Genomic DNA, 26,129 nt, shown 5'->3' on the forward strand with positions numbered 1-26,129 from the left:
GTGGTCATTCACCTAACAAAGGGAGGACTTGTGATGTCGGACGTTCAGTCACGCTCGACCCCGGCTGCCGGGGCTTCGCAATCCGGATCGGTGGCGCCGAGCCGGCGCACCTTCCTGCAGGGAGCGGGCCTCGCCGCGGGTGCCCTGGCACTCGGCCTGCCCAAGCGGGCCCGTGCCGCCGACCGCACGGAAATCACCTTCGCCAGCGCCAAATTCTTCGGCAAGCAGACCATGGCGCAGGTGGTGGATGCCTATAACCAGTCGCAGGGCAAGATCCACGTCACCTATGTCGAGCTGCCGCCGCCCAGTTCCTCCACCGAAGTGCACACGGCGCTGGTGCAGCAGCTCGCGCGCCGCACCGGCACGCCCGACGTCTTTACCCAGGACGTGGTCTGGATCGCCGAGTTTGCAGGCGCCGGCTGGGCCTTGCCGCTCGACGAATATTTCAACGCCTCGGTGCAGAGCCAGTTCTTCCCTGGCCTGGTAGCGGCCTGTACCTACAACAACAAGCTCACCGCTTTGCCCTGGTATGTCGATTCAGGCATGCTGTTCTATCGCAAGGATCTCCTCGAGGGCATCGGTGCTAAGCCACCCGAAACCTGGGACGACCTCACGGCCGCCGCCCAGGAGATCCAGAAATCCGGCAAGGCCGATTTCGGCTATCTCTGGCAGGGCAAGCAGGCCGAAGTGCTGGTCTGCGATCTCGTGGAAGCCATTGCCTCCAATGGAGGCTCGATCCTCGCCCCCGACGGCAAGTCGTCGGCACTCAGCGACGACAAGGCGGTGGCAGCCGTCCAATTCCTCTACGACACCATCAACAAGACGAAGATCAGCCCCTCCGACGTGCTGAGCTGGGACGAGGAACCCTCGCGCCAGCCCTTCACGGCCGGCCGCGCACCTTTCCTGCGCAACTGGTCCTATGTCTATGCCATCGCGCAGGACAAGGCCGCGTCCTCGGTGGTCGACAAGGTCGGCGTGGTGCCCCTGCCCCATTTCGCCGGCGGCAAGAGCGCAGCCTGCCTCGGCGGCTACCAATATGGCGTCAATGCCAACACCAAGAACCGGGAAGCGGCCATCGAATTCCTGACCTGGATGTCCTCGCCCGCCACCCAGCTCCAGTTCGCCCTGCAGCTCGGCATCGCGCCCACCCGCCCCGAGGTGTTCGAGGATGCCCAGCTCGGCAAGGAACAGCCCTTCATGAAGCAGCTCAAATCGGTGTTCACCGGCGCGACGCCACGCCCGGTCACCCCGAAATATGCGCAGGTCACCCTCGCCATCCAGTCCGGCGTGTCGAAGGCGCTGGTCAGCGGCAATATCAAGGCCGAGTTGGAGGCCGCCAGCACCAAGATCAATTCGATCGTCGCGGGATGACGCAATGAGCGTTGAAGCCTCCGCGGCCAGTCCTCCCCTCGGGGCTGGCCTGCGGTCCCTGGACCTGGCGCCCTGGCTGCTGATCCTGCCGCTGCTGATCTCGCTCGGCTCGGTCTCGGTCTATCCCATCGTCAACGGGGTCTGGCTGTCGCTGACCAATACCTCCCTGGTCACCCAGGAGGACGCCTTCGTCGGCCTGGCCAATTATCGTACGCTGCTGGGCGACGACGCCTTCTGGAACGCCTGGGGACATACGGTGCTGTTCGCGGCGGTGTCGACGGCGCTCGAAACCGTGCTCGGCCTCGCCATGGCCCTCCTGCTCTACGAACCCTTCGTCGGCCGCTCGCTGGTGCGCGCCGCCATGCTGGTGCCCTGGGCCATGCCCACCGTGGTCACCTCCAAGATGTTCGGCTGGCTGTTCGATGGGCAGCACGGGCTGATCAACTACCTCCTCAAATCCGTCGGGCTGATCGACGGCAACATCAACTGGTACGGCTCGGTCGACCATGCCCTCGACACCATCATCATCGCCGACGTCTGGAAGACCACGCCCTTCATGGCCTTGCTGCTGCTGGCGGGACTACAGACGGTGCCGCGCTCGTTGACCGAGGCCGCCAAGATGGACGGCGCCTCGGCCTGGCGTATCTTCTGGCATGTGCGTCTGCCCCTGCTGCTGCCGACCTTGCTGATCGCCGGCATGTTCCGGGCCCTCGATGCCTTCCGCATCTTCGACCTCGTCTATGTCCTCACCGGCGGCGGCCCGGCCGACTCCACCGAGACCCTGTCGACCCTGAGCTACAAGGTGCTCTTCTCCACCCTGCAGTTCGGCTATGGCTCGGCGCTCTCCACTGCGATGTTCATCACCGAGACGCTGATCGCCATCGGCTTCGGCATCTTCATCGTGGCGCAGCTCAGGAGGCAGGGATGACGGTCCGCGAGATCCTGCGCCTCGTCATCGTCTACACCGGCGCAGCCCTGCTTCTCGTCTGGTCGGCCGGCCCGTTCCTGTGGCAGTTCTCCACCTCGCTGCAGCTCGACAAGGCGCTGACCGATCCGGTGCCGAGCTTCTGGCCCTCGCCAGCGACGCTGGAACATTATGCCAATGTCTTCTTCGTCAAGAAATTCCAGCTCTATGTGCTGAATTCGGTGATCGTTGCCGGGCTCACCACCTTGTTCTGCCTGGCCATCGGGGCACTGGCCGCCTTCTCGCTGTCTCGCCTGGAGATCAAGGGGCGCTTCGGCATCCTCGGGGTGGTGCTGTCGGTCTCGATGTTCCCGCAGATCGCCATCGTCGGCCCGCTCTACCTCACCGCCTCCAATTACGGCTTCCTCGACACCTATAGCGGCCTCGTCATCGTCTATCTGGCGCTCGGGCTGCCGCTGGTGACCTGGGTGCTGTTCGGTTATTTCGACACGCTGCCGCGCGAGATCGACGAAGCCGCACGCATGGACGGCGTCGGGGTCATCGGCCTGTTCGTCCGCATCATCCTGCCGATGTCCTTGCCGGGCCTCGTCACCACCGGCCTGCTCGCCTTCATCGCGGCCTGGAACGAATTCATGTTCGCCCTCGCCTTCACCTCGACCATCGAGCACCAGACGATCCCGGTCGGTATCGCGAATTTCACCAACCTCTATTACGTGCCCTGGGGCGACGTGGCCGCCGCCTCGGTGGTGGTGACGGTGCCGCTGATCGCCCTGGTGCTGTTCTTCCAGCGCCACATCATCGAGGGCCTGACTCAAGGCGCCGTCAAGGAATGACATCATGAATGAAACCGCCAAGCTGAGGGCCGGCTGCCAGACCTTCACCTGGGAAATGCTCGGCAAGGCCTGGACCGGTAATGCCGACGACCTCATCGCCGCCATCGCAGCGGCAGGCTATGCCGGCATCGAGATCACCGACACCATGATCCCGCCCTATGCCGACCGCCCGCAGGACTTTGCCAGGGCATTGGCAGACCATGGCCTGACGCTGGTCGCCTTTGCCTGCGGCAGCAGTTCCGGCTTCACCGAAGCCGGCGCCGTCGAGGCCGACCTCGCCATGGTCGACCGCGCCTTGCGCTTCACCGCACATTTCCCGGGCGCCATCCTGTCGCTGGGCAGCGCCACGATCATGAGCCCCGGCCCCCTCGACGACAAATTCGCTGTCGCCGGGCGTTTCTATAATGGTGCCGGCGAACTCGGCCGTATCGTCGGCGTCGATGTCGCCGTGCATCCGAGCTCGCATCACGACACGCTCCTGAGCTCACGGGCCGACTATGACCGCATCATGGCCCTTCTGGACCCGGCCCTGGTCGGCTGGGTGCCCGACACCGGCCATATCCTGCGCGGGGGCCAAGATATCCTCGACACGTTGCGCACCTACCAGGATCGCATCCGCTATCTGCATCTGAAGGATGTCGATGCCGAGGGCCATTGGCGCATGCTGGGACAGGGCGTCTGCGACCTCAGGAGCGTGGTCGACATCGTGGCCGCCGGGCCGAACTTCAACGGTTGGCTGGTGCTCGAGGAAGAATCCGACGTCGCCGCCGCAGACCCCGCCGCCGCCGTCAGGGCCAATCGCGAAACACTGCGCCTCGCCGGCATCTGAACTGCGCGCCGGCAGCACGAACCCGTAAAGGAGAACGCCGAGATGGCCACCGTCAATCTCAAGGGATTGCGCAAATCCTATGGCGCCGTCGAGGTCATCAAGGGCGTCGACCTCGAGGTCGAGGACCGCGAATTCGTGGTCTTCGTCGGCCCCTCCGGCTGCGGCAAGTCGACCCTGCTGCGCATGATCGCGGGGCTGGAAAAGATCACCGGCGGCGACCTGCTCATCGACGGCCGCCTGTCCAACGACATCGCGCCGGCCAAGCGCGGTCTCGCCATGGTGTTCCAGAGCTATGCGCTCTATCCGCACATGACCATTGCCGACAATATGGGCTTTGCGCTGCGCATCGAGGGTGTGCCGAAAGCCGAACGCGCGGCCAAGGTGCAGGCGGCCGCCGAAACCCTCCAACTCGGGCCTCTACTCCAGCGTCGTCCCAAGGAACTTTCCGGCGGCCAGCGCCAGCGTGTCGCCATCGGCCGCGCGATCGTGCGCAATCCCAAGGTCTTCCTGTTCGATGAGCCGCTCTCCAATCTCGACGCCGCCCTACGCGTGCAGATGCGCATCGAGCTGATGCGCCTGCACGAACAGCTCCAGGCGACGATGATCTACGTCACCCACGACCAGGTCGAGGCCATGACGATGGCGGACAAGATCGTGGTGCTCAATGGCGGCCGGATCGAGCAGATCGGAGCACCGCTCGAGCTCTACAACCATCCTCGCAACCTGTTCGTGGCCGGCTTCATCGGCTCGCCGCGCATGAACACGCTGCCGGCCCGGATCGTCGAAATCGACGCGAGGGGCTTGAGCCTATCCCTGCCGGGAGGCAAACGCGTCACTCTGCCCGTCTCGGCCGGTGGCCTGAAAGTCGGTTCCGATGTCACTTTCGGCATTCGGCCCGAACACATCACGCTCCTGAACGGAGCCGACGACGCAGGCGATGCCATCGCCGGCACGACCAGCATCGTCGAGCATCTGGGCGGGCTGACCGTGTTTCATACGGCCATCGCGGATGGGCAGACATTGGTGGTGCAGACCGACGGCAAGAACCCGGTACGAGCCCATAGCGAGGTCAATTTGCGGATCGACCGCGACTCAGCCCACGTCTTCGGGCCGGACGGCACGGCCCTGCCGCACCTGGCCGCAAATGCCGCCTGAAAGACCCGGACCGCAAAGGCGCAAAAAGCCACGGCGGACAGTACAAAACGTCCGCTTCCTCTCCCTGCGTCCTGTCCTATCGCTCAGCCATGCAAAGCGTGGCTGCCACGCAATTCGGTAAGCGGCGCCCCTGTCATGGCGGGGCGTGGGTGCTGCACCATATGGAAGGCCATGCGCCCGGCGCCGATCAATTCGTAGTAGCGCAGCATCGCATCCGCCGCCCGAGGCGCATGTCCCTCGAGATTGGCCCGGTGCTGTCCATCCTTGGGCACCACCTTGAAATCACCATTGGCCGCCATCAGCCGGCGGGCACAAAGGCCTTCGATGATCGGACGGGTCTCTTCCGTCCATACATACCAGCCATAGTCATCGGCCTGCGTGCGCAGGAATTCCAGTTCCTCGACCGAGAAGACGGCGGCACGGCTTTCTTTCATGGCTCCACCCTATCGTTTCTGGCCCCGCTCGATTGAACGCGACGAGGCACATATGGTTCCGTCAAGGCAGTGCAAAAACTATAGCGCGCATTCGCGTCATAACCTAGGTATAGAAATCGATTCATCTTTTAAATTTTATTCATTTACCTGGATTTCATCGCGTAAAAATTGAGCAAACAAGTCATAATTCGGGCAGAGTTGCATAAATCCGTCATATGGGCATTTTCCGGGCCGGCAGGCGCGCATGAAATTCTGCCGTCTTGAGTCGTCGCCTTGCAACGGAAAAACCCGTACATCACCGCCGGGTCCGCACTCAAAAAGGCCAACAATGACCGGACCTTGCCGTTCCCGGACGCCGATCTTGACCGGCATGATCACGAGAGTGCCAACACATCCGGAAAAGCTCTCATGCGCCGCCTTTCAATCGCCTTCGTCACGACCGTCTTGCTCGCCGGTTCGGCCACGGCCGAGACCTTCAAGGACTGGCAGGTAAGCTGCGACGCAAACCACCAGTGCCAGGCCACCGGCCTGGCCGCAGGCGACCCGGATGCGAAAGGCTATGTCAGCATCCGCCGCCACATCTCGGCACCAACGGAGGTTCGCTTCGCGGTGGCCGATCCGACCGGTGCCCTTGCCGGCCGGCCTCATGTCCTTCTGGCGGATGGCAAGCCCGTCGGGGCCCTCGCAGACCCGATCACCTTCTCGGCTCCCGAAGAAGAAGGCGGGCTGGCCGAGGCTACTCTCGTCCTCGATGCAAGGTCATCTCTGCCCCAGACCCTGCGGCAACACCATTCCCTGCAATTGCAGGCAGCGGACGGCAGCCTCGCGGTGAATGTCTCGCTGGCCGGCGCCGTTGCCGCCTGGCTCTACATGGACGATCGGCTGGGGCAAACCTCCCCACCCGCCAAGCCTGCAATATGAACGGTGGATCGCAGGAGGGGGAGCCTTGCGCCTGCCTCTACGCACGTATACTCCTGCGGCCCCGAAATCATTGCAGGCGCGGGCATGGCCAGGAAGAAAGCACTCCATCCCTCCCAATCGAGCCCCGCGCCCAAGGCCAAGCGCCCACGCAATGCCGCGGCGACGCGCGAGGCCATTCTGCAATCGGCCCTGATCGCCTTTTCGCGCGCGGGCTATGACGGCGTCGGCCTGCGCGAAATCGCGGGAGAAGCCGGCGTCACCGCCATCCTGGTCAATCGCTATTTCGGTTCGAAGGAAGAAATGTTCGCCGAGGCGGCCAAGATCGCCTGCGCCGATGCCAGCTTGTTCGAAGGCGACGCCGCCTCCCTTGCCGACCGGGTGGCGCAGGCGATGGTGGCCAGCTCTCCCGGCGAGAGCACCGGCGTCGATCCCTTCCGGCTGATGCTGCACTCGGCCTCCCATCCCAGGGCCGCCGAAATCCTGCGCGAAACCGTCGCGGCGCAACTCGAACGCCCGCTTGCCGCCGGCCTGCCCGGCAAGGATCAGCCGGAACGCGCCGCCCTGTTCCTCGCCCTGATCGCCGGCGTCGCCCTGATGCGCGACGTGATCGCCAGCTCCTCCCTCGCCGAGGCCGACCCGTCGGCGCTGGCCAAGCGGCTGGCTCAGATGCTCAAGCCCCTGGTCGACGACAAGCCGGGCAAGAAGACCGACAAGCCCCAGCAGCTCAGCCTGGGATTTTGAGGCGAGCTCGAACACGACAGTTGCGTTTGTATTAGGAAGTGCAGGATGTGCGGAGTGTCGGCCTCACAGCTACATCATTTGATGGAGCTGTGAGGCCGACACTCCAAATTCCTTTCGAATGAAAAACGCAACCATAGTCCTAAGCCGTTGAGGCACCGGACGGAAGCACGACCACGGCTGTCCCGACCGGCACGCGCCGATGAAGGTCGATGATGTCCTGATTGAGCAGGCGCACGCAGCCCGACGACACCATGGTGCCGATCGTCCAGGGCTCGATGGTGCCGTGAAGCCGGTACAGGGTGTCGCGCCCGTCCTTGTACAGATAGAGCGCACGCGGGCCGAGAGGATTGCCGGATCCGCCCGGCAAGCCGGCGGCATATTTGGCATAGCGCTCGGGCTGGCGCCGGATCATGTTGGCCGTCGGCGTCCAACGTGGCCATGTGGCCTTGCGGGCGATGGTTGCACGGCCTTGGAAATTGAATGCCTCCTCCTTGCCGACACCGACGCCGTAGCGCAGGGCTCTACCACCCTCCAGCACGAGATAGGCATGACGCTCGGCCGGATCGACCACGATCGTGCCGGGTTGCTCCTGAGTCGGATAGGCAACCTCCCGGCGCAGATATTGCGGCTTCACGCGTCGCAGATCCACGGCAGGCACGGCAAAGGGTTCGGACTCGATCGCTCCGTAGAGCAGGGCTTGTTCCGGGTCGACCGCCACCTCCGGCATGCTGAGCTCGGGTTTGCGGTCCTGCGCACATCCAGCTGCCAAGAAAGGCAAACCAATCACAAAACTACGCCTGCTTATCATCATCACGCCTTCCGCAACGCCACTGACACGGCACTGAGGCGATTGAGCCCGATGACGACTTCGACGTCCATATGTTATGATGCTATGGCAATCATAACCATGAGGCATGAATGGACATCGCAATCGCCCTGCGCGCTTTCGTCCGTACCGTCGAGCGTGCTTCGGTAACGGCGGCAGCGCGTGATCTTGCCGTCTCCCAGCCCGCCGTCACCAAACATCTGCGCAATCTCGAACGGCATGTCGGCGCCAGGCTGTTGGAACGGTCCTCACGCATCGTACGCCCGACACCACAGGGACAGGCCCTTTATGAAGCGAGCCGAGGCGCTCTCGCCACCATCGACGCGGCTCTGGAAGGCGTCCGGCATGACATGGGGACCATCGAAGGCCCGCTCCGGCTGCATGCGCCCTCCTGCATCGGCGTCAGGCACCTGCATCCAATCGTCATGGCATTCCAGCAACGCCATCCCGCCGTTACGGTCGATCTCATCCTGGAGAACCGTGATATCGACCTTGTCTATGAGAACTTCGACCTGGCGGTGAGGTATGGACGTCCTGCCGGCCAGGAACTCATCATCCGCCGTCTCGGCTTGATCCGGCGTATCCTGGTGGCGGCACCGAACTTCCTCGCCCGGTTCGGGCCGATCGACACGCCAGAGCGACTATCGGAAATCGACATCGTCAGCAGTGCCAGGCTGCTTTCTCCACGCGACACTCTGGCATTGCAGCATCGCAGCGGCGAAACACTCGACCTGCCCGCCCAACCCATCCTCAGAACCAATGACGCCGAAGTCATCAGCGCCACGCTCCTGCAAGGGCACGCGGCGGGGCCGGTCCAGCAATTGCTGGTGAATCGCGAGCTTGCCGAAGGACGCTTGGTCCGAATCCTGCCCGAGTACGTCGTCCGTCCGACGGAAGCCTTCCTGGCCTTCCCCTCGGTTCGCTATATGCGCCCGGTGGTGCGTGCCTTCACCGACTTCACCATTGCAGCGCTGCGCAAGATCGACGGCATCGACTCGACAGAAAACGATGCATTCCGGCTCTCTCCCGATCCCGGCGATACGATCCCGGCTCCCTGCGGCATAGAGACGACAATCTAGATACGACTTGCTAGATACGACTTGATTGTCATCGGTGTGTTTGCGCAGCAGCTCTCGGACCGCAGGCGCCAAAAGAACATGAATTGTTCCGCCCCCTCATGTCGGGTACCTCTTGGTTCGTTCGTCCTTGGCTCAAGAGGAAGCAGACAATGCGATACACGATCCTTTGCTACAATTACGAAGACGTCGTCGGTGCCTGGACCAAGGAAGAGGACGACGCCGTGATGGCTCGCCTGCAGAAGGTCCATGAAAAGGTCGCCGCGGCGGGCAAGCTTGGCCCGGTGGTGCGGCTGCTGCCGACCACCGCCGCCACCACCCTGCGCAAGACCGGCAGCGATCCCCTGGTGATCGACGGTCCCTTCGCCGAGACCAAGGAACAATTGCTCGGCTTCTATGTGGTCGACTGCGAAAATCTCGAGGAAGCGCTCGATATCGCCCGCGATCTCGCCAAGGCCAATCCCAGCATCGGCTCCTACGAGATCCGTCCGCTTTCGATCTTCCAGCCCGGGGTGCTCGGACAGAAGGCGCACGCAACATGACGGATGCGGCCTGGATCAACAGCGCGCTCGCCTCCGCCCGCCCGCAGGCCATGGGAGCGCTTCTGCGCTATTTCCGTGACCTCGATACCGCTGAGGAAGCCTATCAGGAAGCCTGCCTGCGCGCGCTGAAGAGCTGGCCGAAAAACGGTCCGCCGCGCGATCCCACCGCCTGGCTGATCTTTGCCGGCCGCAATTCCGGCATCGACGCCAAACGCCGCGAGAAGAAGCAGGAAGCCCTGCCGGACGAGGACCAGATTTCCGATCTCGGCGATGCGGAAACCGAGCTCGCCGAACGCCTAGACGGCCAGCACTATCGCGACGACATCCTGCGCCTGCTCTTCATCTGCTGCCATCCGGATCTTCCCGGCACCCAGCAGATCGCCCTTGCCCTGCGCATCGTTTGCGGGCTCAGCGTCAGGCAGATCGCCCGCGCCTTCCTGGTCGGGGAAGCGGCGATGGAACAGCGCATCACCCGGGCCAAGGCGCGTATCGCCAGCGCCGACGTGCCCTTCGAGGCACCGGGCGCGGTGGAGCGTTCGGAACGGCTCGGTGCCGTGGCCGCCATGATCTATCTGATCTTCAACGAAGGCTATTCGGCGGGCGCCGAGGACGACGGCAGCCGAGCCCAGCTCTGCGACGAGGCCATTCGCCTCGCCCGCCTGCTGCTGCGCCTGTTCCAGACCGAACCCGAGATCATGGGGCTGGCCGCTCTGATGCTGCTCCAGCATGCCCGTTCGCCGGCCCGTTTCGACGCGGAGCGCCAGATCGTGCTCCTGGAGGACCAGGACCGGCGCTTGTGGAACAGCCAGATGATAGCCGAAGGCCTCGCCCTGATCGACAAGGCCACCCGCCATGGCAGCCCCGGCAGCTATCAGCTCCAGGCCGCCCTCGCCGCGGTGCACGCCAGGGCAGCGACGCCCGAGGATACCAATTGGCGCCAGATCGATTTCCTCTATGCGCTGCTGGAAGAGATCCAGCCCTCGCCCGTGGTCACGCTCAATCGGGCCGTGGCCGTTTCGAAGACGCAGGGCCCCGAAGCCGCGCTCGCCATGATCGAGCCCCTGGAAGCCCGTCTGTCCGGCTATTTCTATTTCCACGGCCTCAAGGGCGGCCTGCTGCTGAAACTTGGCCGGAGCAAGGAGGCGCATCAAGCCTTCGACCAGGCCATTGCTCTCGCTTCCACGGCGGCCGAGGCCAACCATATCCGCCAGCATCTGGACAGGCTGATGAAGGACAATGCTGTGCGGGGGTGACGCCATAGGAGCGACTGGAACGCGAAAACAGTCGCCCTCAAAGGCGCCTCGCCTCCACAGTTGCCGCCTCAGATCAGTCCGCCATTGGCCCTCAGGGTCTGCCCGTTGATCCAGCCGCCGTCCGGGCTGGCCAGGAAGGCGACCGCAGCGGCGATGTCCTCCGGCGTGCCGAGCCGCTCGAGTGGCGCCATGCGGGTATAATGCTCGATCAATTCGGCCGATTTGCCGGTGAGGAAGAGATCGGTTGCCGTCGGGCCCGGTGCGATGGCGTTGACCGTGATCGCGCGACCACGCAGTTCCTTGGCCAGCACGCTGGTCAAGGCCTCGATGCCGGCCTTGGTCGCGGCATAGATGCCGTAGCTCGGCTGGCGCAGGCCAACGACGCTCGACGAGAAGTTGATGACGCGCCCGCCCGCGCGCAACCGCCGCGCCGCCTCGCGCATGGTGTTGAAGCTGCCCTTGAGATTGACGGCCACCAGCCGATCGAAACCGTCATCGTCCGTCTCGGCGAGCGGGGACAGGGCGATGATGCCGGCATTGTTGACCAGGACGTCCACGCCGCCAAATTCCGCCTGCACCGCCTCGAACATCGCGGCCACGGCCGCGGGATCGCTCACGTCGGCCTGCAAGGCCAGCGCGCGCCCTCCTGCACTCTCGATCTTCCGCACCAGGGCCTCGGCGCGCTCGGTATTGCCGGCATAGTTGACGACGACCGAGAAGCCGTCATGCGCCAGGCGCCGGGCGATGGCGGCGCCGATGCCGCGCGAGGCGCCGGTGACGAGGGCGACTTTGCTGCCATTCACGGTCATTTTTCTCTCCTTGAGGTGAGGTTGATCACTGGAGAGCACTATCCTCCTTCTGTCACTTCGGATAATCATGCAAGAATTGACATGACTATTCGGGCGTTACGAACAATGGACCGTTTCGACGCCATCCGGCTCTTCACCCGCATCGTCGAGCGCCGCAGCTTCACCCAGGCGGCACAAGATCTGGGTCTGCCCCGCTCCACCGTGACCGAAGCAATCCGCCACTTGGAGGCGCGCCTTGGCGTCCGCCTGCTCCAGCGTACCACCCGCGTCGTCAGCCCGACGCTGGACGGCGAGGCCTACTATCATCGCTGCCTTGCCATCCTAGCCGACATCGAGGACGCCGAAGCGGCCTTTGGTGACACCAAGCCCCGCGGATTGCTGCGCATCGACGTGCATGGCACGCTCGCCCGGCATTTCCTGCTGCCGGGCCTCACCGATTTCCTGGAACGCTATCCGGGCCTGCAGCTTCATATCGGCGAGGGAGACCGCCTGGTCGATCTCGTGCGCGAAGGCATCGATTGCGTGATCCGGGCCGGCGATCTCCAGGACAGTTCGATGGTAGCCCGCCGGGTCGCCTTGCTCGCCGAGGCGACCTGCGCAAGCCCGGCCTATCTCGCGCGCCATGGCATGCCGACAACACCGGGCGACCTCGAAGGCCACCGCATGGTCGGCTTCGTTTCTTCGGCGACGGGCAGCGTCATGCCGCTCGAATTTCAGGTGGACGGCGCCCTGCGCCATGTCAGCCTGCCCACCGCGCTGACGGTCACGGGATCGGAGGCCCTGTTCGGAGGCGCATTGGCCGGGCTGGGGCTCATTCAGGTGCCGCGCTACCATCTCCTGCCCTATTTCGCCGACGGCCGACTGATCGAAATATTGCCGGCGCATCCGCCGACGCCAACGCCCGTCTCCCTGCTCTATCCGCAGAGCCGCCAGCTCTCGCCGCGGGTTCGCGTCTTCATCGACTGGGTGGCCAAGAGCTTCGCCGGCTGGGCCGATGACGGAGTGATTTCCCGATCACCAGGCCCGGCGTGACACGGACAAGCCAATCGTCGTCCGTCAGGTCTTGCGGAAGGTCAGATTGATGCGATTGCGACCGAGGCGAGGATGCTGCCCCTCCTTCAACGGCAAGATGCCGTGATAGGCCAGGCGCGAAGGGCCACCCCATACCATCACGTCGCCATGCTGGAGCGGCACCTTGCTCGGTCTGTCGCTGCGCGACAGACCGCCGAACTGAAAAATGGCGGGCAGGCCGAGCGAGACCGAGACGATGGGCTTGCTGAAATCACGCTCGTCCTTGTCCTGATGCAACGACATCTTGGCGCCGGGCTCATAGCGGTTGATCAGGCAGGCATCCGGCTCGAAGCCGGGAAATCCCGCCTCGGTCGCCGCTTCGCGCGCGAGGGCTGCAAAGGCTCCTGGCATCTCCGGCCAGGGCTGGCCCGTCTCGGGGTCTTCCGCCGTGTAGCGATAGCCACGCCTGTCGGTTACCCAGCCGGCCCGACCGCAATTGGTCATGGCCACCGACATGGTGAAACCGCCAGGCGTAACCATATGGCGGAAAGGAGCGCCGGCCACCACGGTATCGAGAGCGGCAAGCAGGGCTTCCTCGCCGACGAGGGCACGACCGACGAGCAGCACGGCGCCCTCGGCAATGTCGAGGCGACTGGGCTGGTCGAAGCTGAACAGATCCATCATCTGCCTGTTCTGGCCCATAATCTGGGCGCCTGTGTGACCCAACGGCAGCGCTGTCGATCCCTGCCCCGTTCTGCGATGACGGCGCTTACAAGCGCTCGATCAGCGCCCTCGCCGCGGTGGGTGCCTTGGGCTTGAAGCCGTTGATCATGAAGACGAAGACGTCCCGACTGGCCGCCTGGGAGGGTTTCTTGTCCGATGTCTTGTCGAGGTCGGCAGGCTCGCCACCTTTGGCCCAGGCCTTGGAGCGCTCCGCCCATTTGTCCAGCGCAGCAGCGGAATAACCGAGATCCTCCTCCTCCTTCGCCGCTTGTAGGCGCGCGTAGACAAAGGGAGCCGTGACGTCGTGGATATGCGGGAAATCCGCCTTGTCGGTCAGGACGATGCCGACATCGTAGGCACGCACCAGCTCGATGAACTCAGGCACCTTGAAGCTGTCGTGGCGGACCTCGACGACATGGCGCAACGCATGACCTTCATGGCTCTTGGGCAGGAGCTTGAGGAAGCCTTCGAAATCGGCCGGATCGAACTTCTTGGTGGGCATGAACTGCCAGTTGATCGGCCCGAGCTTCTTCTTCAATTCGACGATGCCGCTGCCGATGAACATGTCGATCGACTTTCCGGCGTCGGACAGCACTTTCTTGTTGGTGGCAAAACGGTTCGCCTTCATCGCGAAGATGAAGTCATCCGGCGTCTCCGCATGCCATTTGGCGAAACTCTCTGGCTTCTGGGAGCCGTAATAGGTGCCATTGATCTCGATCGCCGTCACCTGGCGGCTGGCATATTCGAGTTCCCGCTTCTGGGCCAGGCTGGCGGGATAGAAGCTGCCGCGCCACGGTTCGAAGGTCCAACCACCGATGCCGACGCGGATTTGGCCAGTCATGCGAATTCTCCCGTTTTGTTCTCGGTCGCCAACCGACCATAGTACGCCGAGTCCGGCAACCCGAAACCTCTGGCCCGGGAGCGCTTCTTATCCTGACTGTCCCTGGTTGATCTGCCAGCCCGAAATCCACAATTCGCGCAAGCGGTCGCCCTCATGGCGGAAGTATTGCCCCGTCGGCATGCAGGACAAAGCGCGGTCGGCGCGGAAGTTACGGATCGCCTGCCGCAGCTCGCACCAGGCCACCAGCACGAAAGCCTGCGAATAATAGATCAGGGCGAGCGGGCGCACCGTCCGCCGCGTCTGCTGCCCCTGTTCGTCGCGATAATCGAGCGCGAGCTTTTCCTCGTCGCGAATGGCCCGGCGCACCAGGCCGAGATCGATGCGCTCGGGCGTCGGTGCGATCTCGCCCCAGGCATGCAGCGTGCGCGAGGAGAACAGCTGGCGCAGAGGCTCGGGCACCGCGCCCGCCAGTTTCGCGCCGGCCCGCCGCGAGGCCTGTGTCAGTTCGGGATCGCCGGCACGTTCGATCAGGGCCAGCCCGAGCATCACCGCCTCCGTCTCCTCGATCGAGAACATCAGGGGCGGCAGGTCGAAGCCCGAGCGCAGGACATAGCCGATGCCGCGCTCTCCCTCGATCGGCACCCGCATGGCCTGCAGCGCGGCGATGTCGCGATAGATCGAACGTATCGTGACCTCCAGGGCCTCGGCGATGGCGGCAGCCGTGACCGGCTTCCGCGCTAGCCTGAGAATCTGAATGATCTCGAACAACCGTGCCGCCTTGCGCATGAGCCCCCTTCACAACTGACACATCCCTGTCAGTTGCCTCTCTCTATAGAGGCAGCCAACCCTTTGAAAAAGCGGCGAGGACGTCACCGAACGGGCCTCGCCCCTGGCTGGCAACTGACATGACCTATACCGACAATCTCTGGCTCTTTCTCATCCTGCTCGCCGGCATCATCATCGTGCCGGGCATGGATATGCTCTTCGTGCTCGCCAATGCCTTGACGGGCGGCCGGCGCGCGGGCCTTGCCGCGACCTCGGGCATCATGGCGGGCGGGATCTGCCATACCTTGTTCGGCACGGTCGCCGTCGCCGCCCTCAGCCGGCTGGTCCCCGCCCTCGCCACCACCATGATCCTGGTCGGCTCGGCCTACATGATCTGGATCGGCATCCGGCTGCTGCGCAGCTCGATAACCGTCGGCGAGATCGAAACCGGCCGCGCTGTGGCGCCGGCGCGCATCTTTAGCCAGGGACTGATGACATGCCTGCTCAATCCGAAGGCCTGGCTATTCGTACTGGCGGTCTACCCGCAATTCCTCAACCCGAGCTTCGGGCCGCTCTGGCCCCAGGCTTTGGTGATGGGCCTGATGACGGTGCTGGTACAGTTTGCCGTCTACGGCGGACTGGCCCTGATGGCTGCGCGCGGCCGCGACGCCCTGACCTCGAGCCCTGCCCTCAGCATCTGGGCCGGGCGTAGCGCAGGCCTCCTGCTGGTCGGGGTTGCCGCCTTCGGCCTCGTCCATCGGCTCGCCGGCTTGTGAACGCCGCCTCAGCCTCGGCGCGCGTCCTTGGTCAGCGCCGCAAGAGCGAACTCCACGCTCTGGCGCAGGCTCTGTGTATCGGCACCGGCCTTACCGCTGACCTTGAGGCCGCGCAATGTCGCCTGGATGAAACGTGCAGCGCCCCTGATGTCCATGCCCGCACCGATCTCGGCCGCCGCCCTGGCCTTGCGCAGGCTGCCCTCCAGCGCCGCATCGAGCGCGGCCTCGTTCTCGGCGAGCATGCCGGCAATTTCCTCGTCGTTCCGGCCGAACTCGACGATCGCGCCGACATTCATGCAGCCGAGAGCTCGGAAGGAGGGATCGGCTTCCGCCACCGCCAGCAGCATCCGGCGGATCCCGGCGAGGGGCGATGCTTCCGCGTCGAGTTGCGCAAGCTGATTGGCAAGATTGACCGCCTGATAGCGCCCTAAAGCCTCCAGATAGAGGCGGCGCTTGTCGCCGAACGTGTCGTAGAGGCTCTGGCGACCAATCTTCATCGCCGCAAGCAGATTGTCGGTGGATGCCGCCTCGAAGCCCTTGGCCCAGAACACGGCGGTGGCGCGCTTGAGCGCCTCGTCACGATCGAATTCTCTCGGTCTTGCCATGGCATCAGAAACACTATTTCGGACAGATTTGTCAATAATATTGTTGCGATGCACAAGAATGGGAGTCGTTGCAACAGGATCGGCCCGGCCAAGACCGGCTGCCACCAGGTATCACGCAACCTCCCCAACGGCTTTCGATCGCAGCAGATGTTGGGAAGAGCGCCAGGCAGTTGAAGGCGGTATGTTTGTGATGTCGGCATGCCGCGCCGGTACCGTGAACAGGTGCCGCCTTTGTTTATCTCCAATCACCGGCCGATGGCTGAGGCCTCCCAGGATCTGAAGGGTTTCGACGGTCGGCACGGCCGGTTTTCCGGTCTTGCCGACGGCGAAGACCTGCTCAGCGATGAAAACCGCCAGCAGCAGGGCCATCAGCACCCAGACGAAGATTAACCTTCCCAACTTGACAGCCCGTTCCGGCCTGGACAATTCAGCGGCCGACAACCGCGGCGCGCGAAGCAGCTTCTCCATCTGCCCGGCCGGACTGAACCTACGCCCGAACAAAGGCAAGGGCCAGGCGCGGCGCTTCGAAACGTCGACGGCGATCGCCTTGGTGGCATACTTCCTGCCACGGCTCCCATGCCCCGACAGACGGAACTTGTCGGCTCGTCCGATGGCGCGGGAGCCGATCTCGTAGATCGTGATTGCGAATTTTTCGGCTGCCGGCAGCGAACCAGCGACCTGCTGCGCGAGCCCTGCGAGACCTTGCGCCGGCATGGTGAAGGTCTTGCCTTCGGTACTGTCGCAATTGACGATGCCGACAATCGAGATGCGTTTGCCGGCCGATCTGGTCAGCACATAGTCGCAGTGCTGCAACAACGCCTCCGATTGTGGCAGGGCTCCCAGCCTGTAGCCGTGTTTGGCGACCAGATAGCGAGCGTAATAGCGGGAAAAATGTTCACGCTCCGTCGCAGACCCATCCATCGGCTCGCCTTGCCTTTCCCGCCACCCCTCCCCGATGTTTGCATGAGGGCTTGTCCGCTTGGCAACGTGGATTTGAGCGCCAAAGAGCGGTCGAGCCGGATTGTTGTGGGCGACGATCCAATCCCGACGGCGCTGCCGCCATGTTGCAAACGCGCAGCAGCATCGCGTGATCGGCCTCGCAATTGACCGCGCTTTCCTGTATGGGCTGCTGCATCAGTGAAATCCTGCAGAAGTGGACGCTGGCGCGCGGACTTGTCTTTTGGGCGCGCCGCCCCCGGACCCGGCATTTCACATGACCGGTTTTCTCATCTGACAGGTTCATTCCGTGACACTTCCTTCCCTGAACCCGGCGCTGCGCCAGGCTCTGACCGATCGCAATTTCGAAGAACTCACCCCGGTTCAGTCCGCCGTGCTGGCCGATGATGCCGCCGACCGCGACCTGCTGGTTTCAGCCCAGACCGGCTCGGGCAAGACGGTGGCCTATGGCCTTGCTATCGCCCGCGACCTGCTCGGCGACGACGAGCGCTTCGAACAGGCCGATGCCCCCCTGGCCCTGATCATCGCGCCGACCCGCGAGCTCGCCATACAGGTCGAGCGTGAATTGCTCTGGCTCTACCAGAAGGCTGGTGGGCGTGTGGTTTCCTGCGTTGGCGGCATGGACCCGCGCCGCGAGCGCCGCCTGCTCGCCGACGGTGCCCATATCGTGGTCGGCACGCCCGGCCGCCTGCGCGACCACATCGAACGCAAGGGCATCGATCTCTCAGCCCTGCGTGCCGTAGTGCTCGACGAGGCCGACGAGATGCTCGACCTGGGCTTCCGCGAGGATCTCGAGTTCATCCTCAAAGCCACCCCGGACGACCGTCGTACCCTCCTCTTCTCGGCAACCATGCCCAAGGGCATCGTCGCCATCGCGCGCACCTATCAGAAGGATGCGTTGCGCATCGAGGTGAAGACCGCCGAGCGCGGCCATGCCGACATCGAATACCGCGCCATCCGCGTTTCTCCCAAGGAAACCGAGCATGCTGTCGTCAACCTGCTCCGCCTCGTCGCCTCCCCCACCACGATCGTGTTCTGCAATACGCGCGAATCCGTGCGCCATCTACATGCCACCCTGCGCGAACGCGGCTTTTCGGCCGTGCTGCTCTCGGGTGAGCTCGGCCAGCATGAGCGCAACCAGGCGCTGCAGGCCCTGCGCGACGGCCACGCCCAGATCTGCGTCGCCACAGACGTGGCGGCGCGTGGCATAGACCTGCCCAATCTCGGCCTGGTCATCCATGCCGACCTGCCCACCGACGCCGAGAAGCTGCAGCACCGCTCTGGCCGCACCGGCCGCGCCGGCCGCAAGGGCATCAGCGCCCTGCTGGTGCCGATGTCGCGCCGCCGCAAGGCGGAGATCCTGCTCAGTCAGGCAGGCGTGAAAGCTCAGTGGATGGGGCCGCCGACCGCCGATGAAATCCGCGTGCTCGACCAGCAGCGCATGCTGGAAGATCCGCTGCTGACGGAAGCCCCCGGCGAGGAAGACCTGGCCATCGCCAAGCTGCTGCTCGAAAACCGCAGTGCCGAGGACATCGCCGCGGCGCTCGCCCGCGTCTATCGCGCTCGCCTGCCCGAGCCCGAGGAGATCAGCGACCCGGGCGAGCGCTTCGAGCGGCGCGATCGCAAGCCCTCGCGCTTCGAGCGCGACGACCGCTATGGCCGCGACGAGCGCCCCTCCCGCTTCGAGCGCGACGACCGTCCCGAGCGCTCCGAGCGTCCGCGCCGCTTCGAGCGCGAGGAGGTGCCGGCCGATCCCGATGCCGTGCTGTTCCGCCTCTCGATCGGACGCCGCAACAATGCCGATCCCAAATGGCTGCTGCCGATGCTCTGCCGCCGCGGCGGCGTGAAGCGCCGCGACATCGGCAACATCAAGATCCTCGACAATGAGACCGTGGTGGAGATCGCCAAGGAAGCCGCTGAGCACTTTGCCGCCAATGCCCGCCGGCCCGACGAGGAAAACATCCGCATCCAGCCCTATCGCGACCGCGGTGGCGAGGATGCGCCGCGCGAGCCTAAGCCGCACCGCAAGGGTCCGAAGAAGCCGTGGTCCGATGAAAAGAAGCCTTGGTCGGACGAAAAGCCCGGGAAAAGGCGCGGTCGTGGGGCCTAGAGCAAAGTGCGATTTCGTTGAATCGCACTTTCTCTCTAACTCTTTGTTTTAACGCGTTTTATTAATCGAAAAGTCTATCAACTTTTCTGGAAAACGCTCTAAGGCGAGACAGATAGGGCGCGACCGCTCAAAACTCCCATGGTGATATCAGATCGAGGCCGGTCGTTTCGAAATCGGCCCGATTTCGAGTGGCCAGTCGCCCGCCATTGACGCGCGAAATCGCGGCAATCATGCCGTCCGGGGCGGACATCGGCCGCCCCCCCCCGGCGCAAGGCCTCGGCCATGATGTCGCCATAGGTGAGTACCGCCTCCTCCGTCAGGCCGAAAATTCGGTCGGCAAAGCAAGGTCGCTGTCGAAGCGGACGAGCCGCGCCATTACGGCCTCGTCCGGCGCTTTGCGAAGGCTTTCTGAGACGACATCGGTGTCGAGAAAAATCAAAGATCGATGCCCGAATGCGGCCGCCGGGACTCTTTGATTGCGGCTTCCAAATCAATCTCGCTTCCCGCTTGAGAAGTAAGACGCGCATAGAAGGCGGCGGCCGGCTCCCTTCCCGCTTCCCGAATTTCATAGGCCTCGAGGGCCCGTTCGACGATGTCGGCAATGGAACGCCTCTCGCGCCGGGCGAGGCGATGAGCAAGGTCTCGTGCCTTGGCGCTTCTAACTGAAAGTTGAGATTCGGCCACATCACTGCTCCTCGTCCTCGACACAAGATAGGAAAAGAGCAATTGCCATCGAGATGGCCATTGCCGGCAAGTCAGCACGTCAATCGAGTTCTTCTTAAAGTCCCCCTTGCTTTTCCTTCCGCAAACCCCTATTTGCCCCATCCCAATTCGTTACCCGCCACAAGGCACCGGACCCATGCGGAAATCATCGTCGATATCGCTGATGATCCCGAGGAACATCGATTCCTCGGCCGCACGCGCTTTGCCCTAGGCCGGACCGAAATCACCTGAGATCGAGCCAGCCCGGACGCAAAAGCGGTTCCGGGCACTTTTTTGGCTCTCGTGGTGCCCTGAGCCGTGCAATCTCCCAAGCGAGGGCCGGCAAGCACCACAGGTGTAGCATGACCAAGGAAAAGTTCACCCGGTTGAAGCCCCATTGCAATGTGGGCACCATCGGCCACGTCGACCATGGCAAGACGACGCTGACCGCGGTGCTCACCAAGGTCTCGGCAGACCGAGGCTGGGGAGCTTTCGTCTCGTATCAGGACGTGGCCCGCGCCTCTGCCGCCCAGGGCACTCGCGATGCCTCGAAGATCCTCACCATCGCCTCCGGGCATGTCGAGTTCTCGACCGAGAACCGCCACTATGCCCATGTCGACTGCCCCGGCCATGCCGATTATGTGAAGAACATGATCACCGGCGCGGCGCAGATGGACGGCGCCATCCTCGTGGTGTCCGCGCTGGACGGCCCCATGCCGCAGACGCGCGAGCACATCCTGCTGGCGCGGCAGATTGGGGTGCCCCGCATCGTGGTGTTCCTCAACAAGTGCGATGCGGTGGAGGATCCGGAACTGATCGACCTTGTCGAGCTCGAGATCCGCGAGCTGCTGACACGGCAGAACTACGAGGGCGACAAGGTGCCCTTCATCCGCGGTTCCGCCCTGCAGGCCCTGAACGGGGTCAAGGGCGAACTGGCGGATGAGGCGATCCTCCGGCTCTTCGAGGCGCTGGACAGCACGATCGAGCTGCCCGAGCGCGCCGAGGACCGACCCTTCCTGATGCCGATCGAGAGCGTGCGCACCATCTCTGGCCGGGGCACGGTGATCACAGGCCTGATCGCGCGCGGCGCGGTCAGGCTCGGCGACGAGGTCGAGCTCGTCGGCTTCGGTGCCCGTCGCAAGACGGTGGTCACCTCCATCGAGACCTTCCAGAAGATTCTGGACAAAGGTCTTGCCGGAGAGAATGTCGGCTGCCTGCTGCGCGGCGTCGAGCTCAAGGAAGTCCGGCGCGGCCAGGTCCTGGCCAAGCCCGGTACGGTGGAGCCGCATGCCCGCTTCGAGGCAGAGGTCCACGTCCTCAGCAAGGAGGAAGGCGGGCGTCATACGCCTTTCTTCGGCCATTACCGGCCGCAGTTCTTCTTCCGCACGGCCAACGTCACCGGCGGCATCGAACTCCCGCCGGACGTCGAGATGGTGATGCCCGGCGATACCGTCGTACTCACCATCGCCCTCAACCAAGCCATCGCGCTCGAAGCCAATACGCGCTTCGCCATCCGCGAGGGCAACCGCACGGTGGGGGCCGGCGTGATCAACCGGCTGCTCGACTAAGGGCAGCACGGCGGAGGGCGGGCAACTGCCCTCCGCATTCAACGTGGACTTGGACTTTCAGGACAGAGCGCGACCAGCCTTCTCCCCTTGCGGGACCTGGCACTTCCTTTTGAAGTGCCTCGGGTGGCCGAGTGCAACGAGGTCGGATGAGGGGTGTTGGCAAAAAGCCCGCAAGGCAGTGTTTCTCCCCTCATCCGGTGCTTCGCACCACCTTCTCCCGCAAGGGGAGAAGGCTGGTCGCGCCTCATCCGGCCCGCTCCTGGCCCGCTCCGATCGCCGACTCCAGCAGGGTACGCACCGAGGTTTGCAGATGCTCTTCGAGCCGCATCTGCGCGTCTTCGATGATCCCGGCTTTCAGGGCCCGCAGAATGCCCAGATGCTCCGCCAGCGCCGTGCGATACCGCTCGATCTCGTCATCCTTGCGCCATTGATAGTGGTAGTGAAAGACGAAGGAGACGACATCGTAGAAGCTTGTCACGAAGCGATTGTTGAGCTGGTCTACCAGGAAGCGGTGAAAGCGACGGTCGAGTTGCGGAAACTGGCGGATGACCTCGTCCCCTCCCCGGCTCATGGCCTCATGCGTCTCGATCAGCCGGCCAATCTCCCGCCATACCGGATCGTCACTGCTCCGCTGCGTGAAGAGGCGGATCGCCTCGATCTCGAAAGTGCGCCGCGTTGCCGCAAGCTCACGGGCGAAGGGGGCATCGAAGGCGCAGAGCCGCCAGCCTCCGCGCGGCGCCTTCTCGACCAGGCCGTAGCGTGAAAAACCGATCAAGAATTCGCGCACGCTCACCGTACTGGCGCCGAAAGTCCGTGCGAGTTCAGCCTCCGAGAAATTGCGTCCAGGCATCAGATCCCCGGCGACAGCCATTTCGAGGAAGCGCCGTTCCACCAGATCCGAACGGCTCTCGGTTTCGGCCACGCCGAAATAATCCGAGGCCAACGGCAGTCGGTGCAGCAAGGTGCGCCGGCCGTCGCGCCGGACCAGCCCCGCTTGTTCCAGGCCTTCGAGGGCCGAACGCATCGCCGTACGGCTCACGCCGATTTCGCGCGCCAGCACCGCCTCCGGCGGCAGCAGCGCGCCGGGCTGCAGCTTCGCCATGATGTCGAGGGCCAGATTGGTGGCCTTCATCGAGACATTGCGCGGGCGCGGCATCGCCGTTCCTCAAGATTGCAGTCGCATTTCGTTTTCGCTCGACGTCTGGTCGTCTCTGCGTGGCCCGCTTAGACGCGATTCATCGCTGCACAATCAAGCGGTGCTGAAGTGACCGGGCCAATATGAACGCGACGCTTTGTGCCCTTGCCGCCCCCAGCAGCACATGTTAGTGTTCTCTATAAATAAAAGACACTTTGGTCACAAGAGTGTCGAGGAAACGCACAATGCTCGCCACCCGGCTCGAACCGAGTGATGCCGCACTGGAAGCGCGCGGCATCTCCAAACGGTTCGCAGGCGTCCCCGTCCTGCACGACGTCGACTTCTCGATCGCGGCCGGAGAGGTGCACGCGCTCGTCGGCGAGAACGGTGCCGGCAAGTCCACCTTGATGAAGATCGTCAGCGGCATCTTGACCGAGTTCGACGGCAACCTTTTCAGCCGTGGCCGCGGCCTGCGTTTCGCCTCGGTACGGGATGCCCAGGCTGCCGGCGTCGCCATCATCCACCAGGAGCTCAACCTCATTCCCGAGATGAGCGTGGCCGAGAACATCTTCCTCGGCCGCGAACCCCGTATCGCCGGGCTGTTCGTCGACCGCCGTGCCCTTGCCCGCGCCGCCGCCAACCTGCTCACCGGCTTCGGCGTCGCCCTCGATCCCGAAGCGCGGGTCGGGTCGCTGCGGGTCGGCGAGCAGCAACTGGTCGAGATCGCCAAGGCGCTTTCGCTGGAGGCGCGGGTCCTGATCATGGATGAGCCGACCTCGGCCCTGTCGCCGAGCGAATGCGAGCGCCTGTTCGGCATCATCCGCAAGCTCGCCGCCTCGGGCGTGGCCATCGTCTATATCAGCCACCGCATGGATGAAGTTTCCCTGCTCGCCGATCGCGTCACGGTAATGCGTGACGGGCGGCGCGTGCTGACGGCTGCCATGGCGGAGCTGACGCCCGAGCGCATCATCGCCAGCATGGTCGGCCGCGATCTCAGCCTCGCGACGCCGCCCCACACGCCTGATCGCTCTGCCGAAGCCCTTGCCGTGCAAGGTCTCGGCCTCAGCCTTCCCCAGACGCGCGGCGGTTGGAAACGCGTGCTGCGCGACGTGTCCTTCAACCTGCATCGCGGCGAGATCCTCGGCATTGCCGGCCTGCTCGGCTCCGGCCGCACCGAGATTCTGGAAACGATTTTCGGGGCCACCATGGGACGCCGTGAGGGCCGGATCGTCGTCGACGGCGTCGAAGCCCGGATCGACAGCCCGCGCCAGGCCATCCGGCACGGCCTCGCTTTGGTGACGGAAGACCGCAAGGCGACCGGGCTCCTCCTGCAATCGGCCATCCGTGACAATGTCTCCCTGCCTTCCCAGCCCTTGCAGCGGCGCTTCGGCCTGCGCGACGACGGCCTGGAAACCCGGCTTGCCCGCGAGGCGATCGCCAGCCTCTCCGTGCGCTGCCGCTCGGACGAACAGGTCGTAGCCGAACTCTCCGGCGGCAATCAGCAGAAGGTGGTGATCGGCAAATGGCTCGCCATCGGCCCGCGCATCCTGCTGCTCGACGAGCCGACGCGCGGCATCGACATCGGCGCGAAGAAGGAAATCTACGATCTGATCTTCCGCCTTGCCGGACAGGGCATGGCCATCCTCGTCGTCAGCTCCGAACTGCCCGAATTGCTGCTGCTCTCCGATCGCGTGCTGGTCATGCAGGAAGGGCGCCAGGCCGGCATCCTCGAACGCGGGGAGGCCAGCGAGGAAGCGATCATGACCCTCGCTTCGCCGCGGCGGTCTGGAAGCTCCCGTTCGCAGTCTCCGGCCGGCGACTTGCTTGCAGGCGGGTCCGAAGACCCGCCCCCCGATATTCCGCGCCCCTCGCCTTCCTCCATGAGCCGTCAATGACCTTTCTGAGACTTCTGTCGCGGACCAAGCTGTATTGGGGCCTCGCCGCCCTCTTTGCGATCGGTGTCGCCTTTTCGCCGGTCACCTCCAAGGGGCGGAACATCTTCCTGACCTCCGGCAATCTCTCCGACGTACTGCGCCAGGTCTCGATCACCGGCCTTGTCGCCGTCGGCATGACCATGGTGATCCTGATCGGCGGCATCGACCTGTCCGTCGGCTCGATCCTGGCCCTGGGCACCGTGCTGGCGGCGCTGCTGCTCACCCAGCCGGGTCTCACCGTGGCAGCGGGCATCGCCCTGCCTGTCACCTTCCTGGTCGCAATGGTCGGCGTCGCCCTGATCGTTTCCTTCGTCTCCGGCCAGCTCGGCATGGGCAGATCCGTGGCAACGGCGACATTGATCCGTCACGACCGGCGGCGATCGGCGCTTTCGGCCATCTGGCTGCCTCTCGTCGCGGGCATCGTCGTCGCGGGACTCCTGACGCTCTGGCTCGCCTCCCAGGCCGGCAGCCAGTTCGGCATGCCCGGCGTGCTGATTGCGGTGTCCTGCGTCGGACTCGCAGTCGGCGCGCTCAATGGGGCGATCATCGTCAGCGGCCGCCTGCAGCCCTTCATCGTCACCTTGGCGATGATGGTCACCATGCTCGGCCTCGCCCGCCTGGTCGCCGGCCAGGACAGTGCCGTGGTCGCCGTCTATTCCGGCACCAACGCCACCACCGACATCGATCTCCTGCGCGCCGTGCTCTGGGGCGTGCTGCCCGTGCCCGGCCTGTTCTTCCTGGCCGCCCTCGCCCTCTTCATGGTGGTGCTGAAGTTCACCGCCTTCGGCCGCTATGTCTATGCCATCGGCGGCAATGAGGAGGCGACACGCCTGTCCGGCATTGCCGTCACCCCGGTGAAGATCGCGACCTATGCCTTCTCGGGCATGCTCGCCTGCATCGCCGGCGTGCTCTATGTGGCGCAATACCGCCAGGGCAAGCCCGACGCCGGCGTCGGCCTCGAACTCGACGCCATCGCCGCCGTGGTGATCGGCGGCACCAGCCTGATGGGCGGGCGCGGGAGTCTCGCCGGCACGCTGGTCGGCGTGCTCATCTTCGGCCTGCTCACCAACATCCTGCAGCTTCACAACATCTCCACCAACGTCCAGTTGGTGATGAAGGGGCTGATCATCATCCTCACCGTGCTGCTGCAGGAACGCAATCTTGGCCAGATCTTCGCGTCGCTCAAGACGAGCCCGCAAGCCGAGGCACAGGATGAGAAGACCTATAACAAGCTGGAGGAAACCCCATGATCAATCGCCGGAACTTCATCCATGCCGCGCTCGCCGG

26 protein-coding genes and 1 pseudogene are annotated in these 26,129 nt (G+C 64.3%); 16 read left to right on the plus strand and 11 right to left on the minus strand.

Annotated features, from left to right (window positions below):
- Positions 1–33: 33 nt before the first annotated feature.
- The 5 genes from ACIGJE_RS21640 to ACIGJE_RS21660 are packed head-to-tail and all read left to right on the plus strand — an operon-like array spanning position 34 to position 5,113.
- Positions 34–1,371, plus strand: a complete 1,338-nt coding sequence (locus ACIGJE_RS21640) for an ABC transporter substrate-binding protein (RefSeq protein WP_415083819.1) — start codon at positions 34–36, stop codon at positions 1,369–1,371.
- Positions 1,372–1,375: 4 nt separating this feature from the next.
- Positions 1,376–2,299, plus strand: coding sequence for a carbohydrate ABC transporter permease (locus ACIGJE_RS21645; RefSeq protein WP_415083821.1), 924 nt, complete (start codon positions 1,376–1,378; stop codon positions 2,297–2,299).
- Positions 2,296–3,129 carry a carbohydrate ABC transporter permease gene (locus ACIGJE_RS21650; protein ID WP_415083823.1) on the plus strand — a complete coding sequence of 278 codons (834 nt, stop codon included), beginning with the start codon at positions 2,296–2,298 and terminating at the stop codon, positions 3,127–3,129. Before ACIGJE_RS21645 ends, ACIGJE_RS21650 begins: the two co-directional genes overlap by 4 nt.
- 4 nt (positions 3,130–3,133) lie before the next feature.
- Positions 3,134–3,958, plus strand: a complete 825-nt coding sequence (locus ACIGJE_RS21655) for a sugar phosphate isomerase/epimerase family protein (protein ID WP_311942006.1) — start codon at positions 3,134–3,136, stop codon at positions 3,956–3,958.
- A gap of 42 nt (positions 3,959–4,000) precedes the next feature.
- A complete protein-coding gene (locus ACIGJE_RS21660; protein WP_483678660.1) occupies positions 4,001–5,113 on the plus strand; it encodes an ABC transporter ATP-binding protein in 1,113 nt (370 codons plus the stop codon).
- A gap of 83 nt (positions 5,114–5,196) precedes the next feature.
- Here the strand turns inward: ACIGJE_RS21660 and ACIGJE_RS21665 are convergent, their stop codons facing one another.
- A complete protein-coding gene (locus ACIGJE_RS21665; protein ID WP_311942010.1) occupies positions 5,197–5,547 on the minus strand; it encodes a hypothetical protein in 351 nt (116 codons plus the stop codon).
- 408 nt (positions 5,548–5,955) lie between these two features.
- On the opposite strand from ACIGJE_RS21665, the gene ACIGJE_RS21670 reads away from it, so the two are divergent.
- On the plus strand, positions 5,956–6,468 hold the full coding sequence (locus tag ACIGJE_RS21670; RefSeq protein WP_415083827.1) for a DUF1176 domain-containing protein: 513 nt from the start codon (positions 5,956–5,958) through the stop codon (positions 6,466–6,468).
- Positions 6,469–6,552: 84 nt separating this feature from the next.
- Entirely contained in the window at positions 6,553–7,209 is a 657-nt protein-coding gene (locus tag ACIGJE_RS21675; protein WP_415083829.1) for a TetR/AcrR family transcriptional regulator, read from the plus strand.
- Positions 7,210–7,348: 139 nt separating this feature from the next.
- On the opposite strand, the gene ACIGJE_RS21680 is transcribed toward ACIGJE_RS21675, so the two are convergent.
- Positions 7,349–7,936, minus strand: a complete 588-nt coding sequence (locus tag ACIGJE_RS21680) for a L,D-transpeptidase (RefSeq protein ID WP_367623314.1) — start codon at positions 7,934–7,936, stop codon at positions 7,349–7,351.
- Between the two features lie 191 nt (positions 7,937–8,127).
- On the opposite strand from ACIGJE_RS21680, the gene ACIGJE_RS21685 reads away from it, so the two are divergent.
- The 3 genes from ACIGJE_RS21685 (at position 8,128) to ACIGJE_RS21695 (ending at position 10,906) form a co-directional block, all read left to right on the plus strand.
- Positions 8,128–9,114 carry a LysR family transcriptional regulator gene (locus ACIGJE_RS21685; RefSeq protein WP_367623315.1) on the plus strand — a complete coding sequence of 329 codons (987 nt, stop codon included), beginning with the start codon at positions 8,128–8,130 and terminating at the stop codon, positions 9,112–9,114.
- Between the two features lie 149 nt (positions 9,115–9,263).
- The gene (locus ACIGJE_RS21690) at positions 9,264–9,653 is read left to right on the plus strand and encodes a YciI family protein (RefSeq protein WP_367623316.1); all 390 of its coding nucleotides are present in this window, start codon (positions 9,264–9,266) and stop codon (positions 9,651–9,653) included.
- Entirely contained in the window at positions 9,650–10,906 is a 1,257-nt protein-coding gene (locus ACIGJE_RS21695) for an RNA polymerase sigma factor (protein WP_311944348.1), read from the plus strand. Before ACIGJE_RS21690 ends, ACIGJE_RS21695 begins: the two co-directional genes overlap by 4 nt.
- A 68-nt stretch (positions 10,907–10,974) precedes the next feature.
- Here the strand turns inward: ACIGJE_RS21695 and ACIGJE_RS21700 are convergent, their stop codons facing one another.
- Entirely contained in the window at positions 10,975–11,715 is a 741-nt protein-coding gene (locus tag ACIGJE_RS21700) for an SDR family oxidoreductase (RefSeq protein WP_483678664.1), read from the minus strand.
- A 105-nt stretch (positions 11,716–11,820) separates the two neighbouring features.
- Here ACIGJE_RS21700 and ACIGJE_RS21705 point away from each other — a divergent pair, with 105 nt between their 5' ends.
- On the plus strand, positions 11,821–12,747 hold the full coding sequence (locus ACIGJE_RS21705) for a LysR family transcriptional regulator (protein ID WP_415083838.1): 927 nt from the start codon (positions 11,821–11,823) through the stop codon (positions 12,745–12,747).
- A gap of 24 nt (positions 12,748–12,771) precedes the next feature.
- Here the strand turns inward: ACIGJE_RS21705 and alkB are convergent, their stop codons facing one another.
- From alkB to ACIGJE_RS21720, 3 genes are all read right to left on the minus strand, one after another.
- Positions 12,772–13,410 (minus strand): DNA oxidative demethylase AlkB, encoded by a 639-nt coding sequence (gene alkB, locus ACIGJE_RS21710; RefSeq protein WP_311944353.1) that lies wholly within the window; start codon positions 13,408–13,410, stop codon positions 12,772–12,774.
- Positions 13,411–13,495: 85 nt separating this feature from the next.
- Complete coding sequence (locus ACIGJE_RS21715; protein ID WP_311944355.1) at positions 13,496–14,290, minus strand: DUF72 domain-containing protein; 795 nt, start codon at positions 14,288–14,290, stop codon at positions 13,496–13,498.
- A gap of 87 nt (positions 14,291–14,377) precedes the next feature.
- Positions 14,378–15,076: a helix-turn-helix transcriptional regulator gene (locus ACIGJE_RS21720; RefSeq protein ID WP_311944356.1), complete on the minus strand. Its 699-nt coding sequence runs from the start codon at positions 15,074–15,076 to the stop codon at positions 14,378–14,380.
- Positions 15,077–15,195: 119 nt separating this feature from the next.
- Here ACIGJE_RS21720 and ACIGJE_RS21725 point away from each other — a divergent pair, with 119 nt between their 5' ends.
- Positions 15,196–15,831 carry a LysE family translocator gene (locus ACIGJE_RS21725; protein WP_415083842.1) on the plus strand — a complete coding sequence of 212 codons (636 nt, stop codon included), beginning with the start codon at positions 15,196–15,198 and terminating at the stop codon, positions 15,829–15,831.
- A gap of 8 nt (positions 15,832–15,839) precedes the next feature.
- On the opposite strand, the gene ACIGJE_RS21730 is transcribed toward ACIGJE_RS21725, so the two are convergent.
- On the minus strand, positions 15,840–16,436 hold the full coding sequence (locus ACIGJE_RS21730) for a TetR/AcrR family transcriptional regulator (protein WP_415083844.1): 597 nt from the start codon (positions 16,434–16,436) through the stop codon (positions 15,840–15,842).
- A 111-nt stretch (positions 16,437–16,547) separates the two neighbouring features.
- Positions 16,548–17,357 (minus strand): hypothetical protein, encoded by an 810-nt coding sequence (locus ACIGJE_RS21735; RefSeq protein ID WP_367623322.1) that lies wholly within the window; start codon positions 17,355–17,357, stop codon positions 16,548–16,550.
- 325 nt (positions 17,358–17,682) lie between these two features.
- On the opposite strand from ACIGJE_RS21735, the gene ACIGJE_RS21740 reads away from it, so the two are divergent.
- Positions 17,683–19,503 carry a DEAD/DEAH box helicase gene (locus tag ACIGJE_RS21740; RefSeq protein ID WP_367623323.1) on the plus strand — a complete coding sequence of 607 codons (1,821 nt, stop codon included), beginning with the start codon at positions 17,683–17,685 and terminating at the stop codon, positions 19,501–19,503.
- A gap of 127 nt (positions 19,504–19,630) precedes the next feature.
- On the opposite strand, the pseudogene ACIGJE_RS21745 reads toward ACIGJE_RS21740, so the two are convergent.
- Positions 19,631–19,942: pseudogene (locus tag ACIGJE_RS21745) on the minus strand (PIN domain-containing protein).
- Positions 19,939–20,187 (minus strand): type II toxin-antitoxin system VapB family antitoxin, encoded by a 249-nt coding sequence (locus tag ACIGJE_RS21750; RefSeq protein ID WP_415083848.1) that lies wholly within the window; start codon positions 20,185–20,187, stop codon positions 19,939–19,941. The pseudogene ACIGJE_RS21745 and the gene ACIGJE_RS21750 overlap by 4 nt, the downstream one beginning before the upstream one ends.
- 380 nt (positions 20,188–20,567) lie before the next feature.
- Here ACIGJE_RS21750 and tuf point away from each other — a divergent pair, with 380 nt between their 5' ends.
- Positions 20,568–21,773 (plus strand): elongation factor Tu, encoded by a 1,206-nt coding sequence (gene tuf, locus ACIGJE_RS21755; protein ID WP_415083851.1) that lies wholly within the window; start codon positions 20,568–20,570, stop codon positions 21,771–21,773.
- 244 nt (positions 21,774–22,017) lie between these two features.
- On the opposite strand, the gene ACIGJE_RS21760 is transcribed toward tuf, so the two are convergent.
- A complete protein-coding gene (locus ACIGJE_RS21760; protein ID WP_415083853.1) occupies positions 22,018–22,929 on the minus strand; it encodes a GntR family transcriptional regulator in 912 nt (303 codons plus the stop codon).
- Positions 22,930–23,153: 224 nt separating this feature from the next.
- Between ACIGJE_RS21760 and ACIGJE_RS21765 the strand changes: the two genes are divergently transcribed.
- A complete protein-coding gene (locus tag ACIGJE_RS21765) occupies positions 23,154–24,803 on the plus strand; it encodes a sugar ABC transporter ATP-binding protein (RefSeq protein WP_415083855.1) in 1,650 nt (549 codons plus the stop codon).
- A complete protein-coding gene (locus ACIGJE_RS21770; RefSeq protein ID WP_415083857.1) occupies positions 24,800–26,092 on the plus strand; it encodes an ABC transporter permease in 1,293 nt (430 codons plus the stop codon). Before ACIGJE_RS21765 ends, ACIGJE_RS21770 begins: the two co-directional genes overlap by 4 nt.
- Positions 26,093–26,129: the final 37 nt, after the last annotated feature.

This window comes from Labrys sp. E2SS-1L (assembly GCF_057073705.1).

Excerpts from the sequence above, each read along its gene's own strand:
- ACIGJE_RS21640 (WP_415083819.1), top strand. The coding sequence starts at position 34 with ATGTCGGACGTTCAGTCACGCTCGACCCCGGCTGCCGGGGCTTCGCAA.
- ACIGJE_RS21645 (WP_415083821.1), top strand. The coding sequence starts at position 1,376 with ATGAGCGTTGAAGCCTCCGCGGCCAGTCCTCCCCTCGGGGCTGGCCTG.
- ACIGJE_RS21650 (WP_415083823.1), top strand. The coding sequence starts at position 2,296 with ATGACGGTCCGCGAGATCCTGCGCCTCGTCATCGTCTACACCGGCGCA.
- ACIGJE_RS21655 (WP_311942006.1), top strand. The coding sequence starts at position 3,134 with ATGAATGAAACCGCCAAGCTGAGGGCCGGCTGCCAGACCTTCACCTGG.
- ACIGJE_RS21660 (WP_483678660.1), top strand. The coding sequence starts at position 4,001 with ATGGCCACCGTCAATCTCAAGGGATTGCGCAAATCCTATGGCGCCGTC.
- ACIGJE_RS21665 (WP_311942010.1), bottom strand. The coding sequence starts at position 5,547 with ATGAAAGAAAGCCGTGCCGCCGTCTTCTCGGTCGAGGAACTGGAATTC.
- ACIGJE_RS21670 (WP_415083827.1), top strand. The coding sequence starts at position 5,956 with ATGCGCCGCCTTTCAATCGCCTTCGTCACGACCGTCTTGCTCGCCGGT.
- ACIGJE_RS21675 (WP_415083829.1), top strand. The coding sequence starts at position 6,553 with ATGGCCAGGAAGAAAGCACTCCATCCCTCCCAATCGAGCCCCGCGCCC.
- ACIGJE_RS21680 (WP_367623314.1), bottom strand. The coding sequence starts at position 7,936 with ATGCCGGAGGTGGCGGTCGACCCGGAACAAGCCCTGCTCTACGGAGCG.
- ACIGJE_RS21685 (WP_367623315.1), top strand. The coding sequence starts at position 8,128 with ATGGACATCGCAATCGCCCTGCGCGCTTTCGTCCGTACCGTCGAGCGT.
- ACIGJE_RS21690 (WP_367623316.1), top strand. The coding sequence starts at position 9,264 with ATGCGATACACGATCCTTTGCTACAATTACGAAGACGTCGTCGGTGCC.
- ACIGJE_RS21695 (WP_311944348.1), top strand. The coding sequence starts at position 9,650 with ATGACGGATGCGGCCTGGATCAACAGCGCGCTCGCCTCCGCCCGCCCG.
- ACIGJE_RS21700 (WP_483678664.1), bottom strand. The coding sequence starts at position 11,715 with ATGACCGTGAATGGCAGCAAAGTCGCCCTCGTCACCGGCGCCTCGCGC.
- ACIGJE_RS21705 (WP_415083838.1), top strand. The coding sequence starts at position 11,821 with ATGGACCGTTTCGACGCCATCCGGCTCTTCACCCGCATCGTCGAGCGC.
- alkB (WP_311944353.1), bottom strand. The coding sequence starts at position 13,410 with ATGATGGATCTGTTCAGCTTCGACCAGCCCAGTCGCCTCGACATTGCC.
- ACIGJE_RS21715 (WP_311944355.1), bottom strand. The coding sequence starts at position 14,290 with ATGACTGGCCAAATCCGCGTCGGCATCGGTGGTTGGACCTTCGAACCG.
- ACIGJE_RS21720 (WP_311944356.1), bottom strand. The coding sequence starts at position 15,076 with ATGCGCAAGGCGGCACGGTTGTTCGAGATCATTCAGATTCTCAGGCTA.
- ACIGJE_RS21725 (WP_415083842.1), top strand. The coding sequence starts at position 15,196 with ATGACCTATACCGACAATCTCTGGCTCTTTCTCATCCTGCTCGCCGGC.
- ACIGJE_RS21730 (WP_415083844.1), bottom strand. The coding sequence starts at position 16,436 with ATGGCAAGACCGAGAGAATTCGATCGTGACGAGGCGCTCAAGCGCGCC.
- ACIGJE_RS21735 (WP_367623322.1), bottom strand. The coding sequence starts at position 17,357 with ATGGATGGGTCTGCGACGGAGCGTGAACATTTTTCCCGCTATTACGCT.
- tuf (WP_415083851.1), top strand. The coding sequence starts at position 20,568 with ATGACCAAGGAAAAGTTCACCCGGTTGAAGCCCCATTGCAATGTGGGC.
- ACIGJE_RS21760 (WP_415083853.1), bottom strand. The coding sequence starts at position 22,929 with ATGCCGCGCCCGCGCAATGTCTCGATGAAGGCCACCAATCTGGCCCTC.
- ACIGJE_RS21765 (WP_415083855.1), top strand. The coding sequence starts at position 23,154 with ATGCTCGCCACCCGGCTCGAACCGAGTGATGCCGCACTGGAAGCGCGC.
- ACIGJE_RS21770 (WP_415083857.1), top strand. The coding sequence starts at position 24,800 with ATGACCTTTCTGAGACTTCTGTCGCGGACCAAGCTGTATTGGGGCCTC.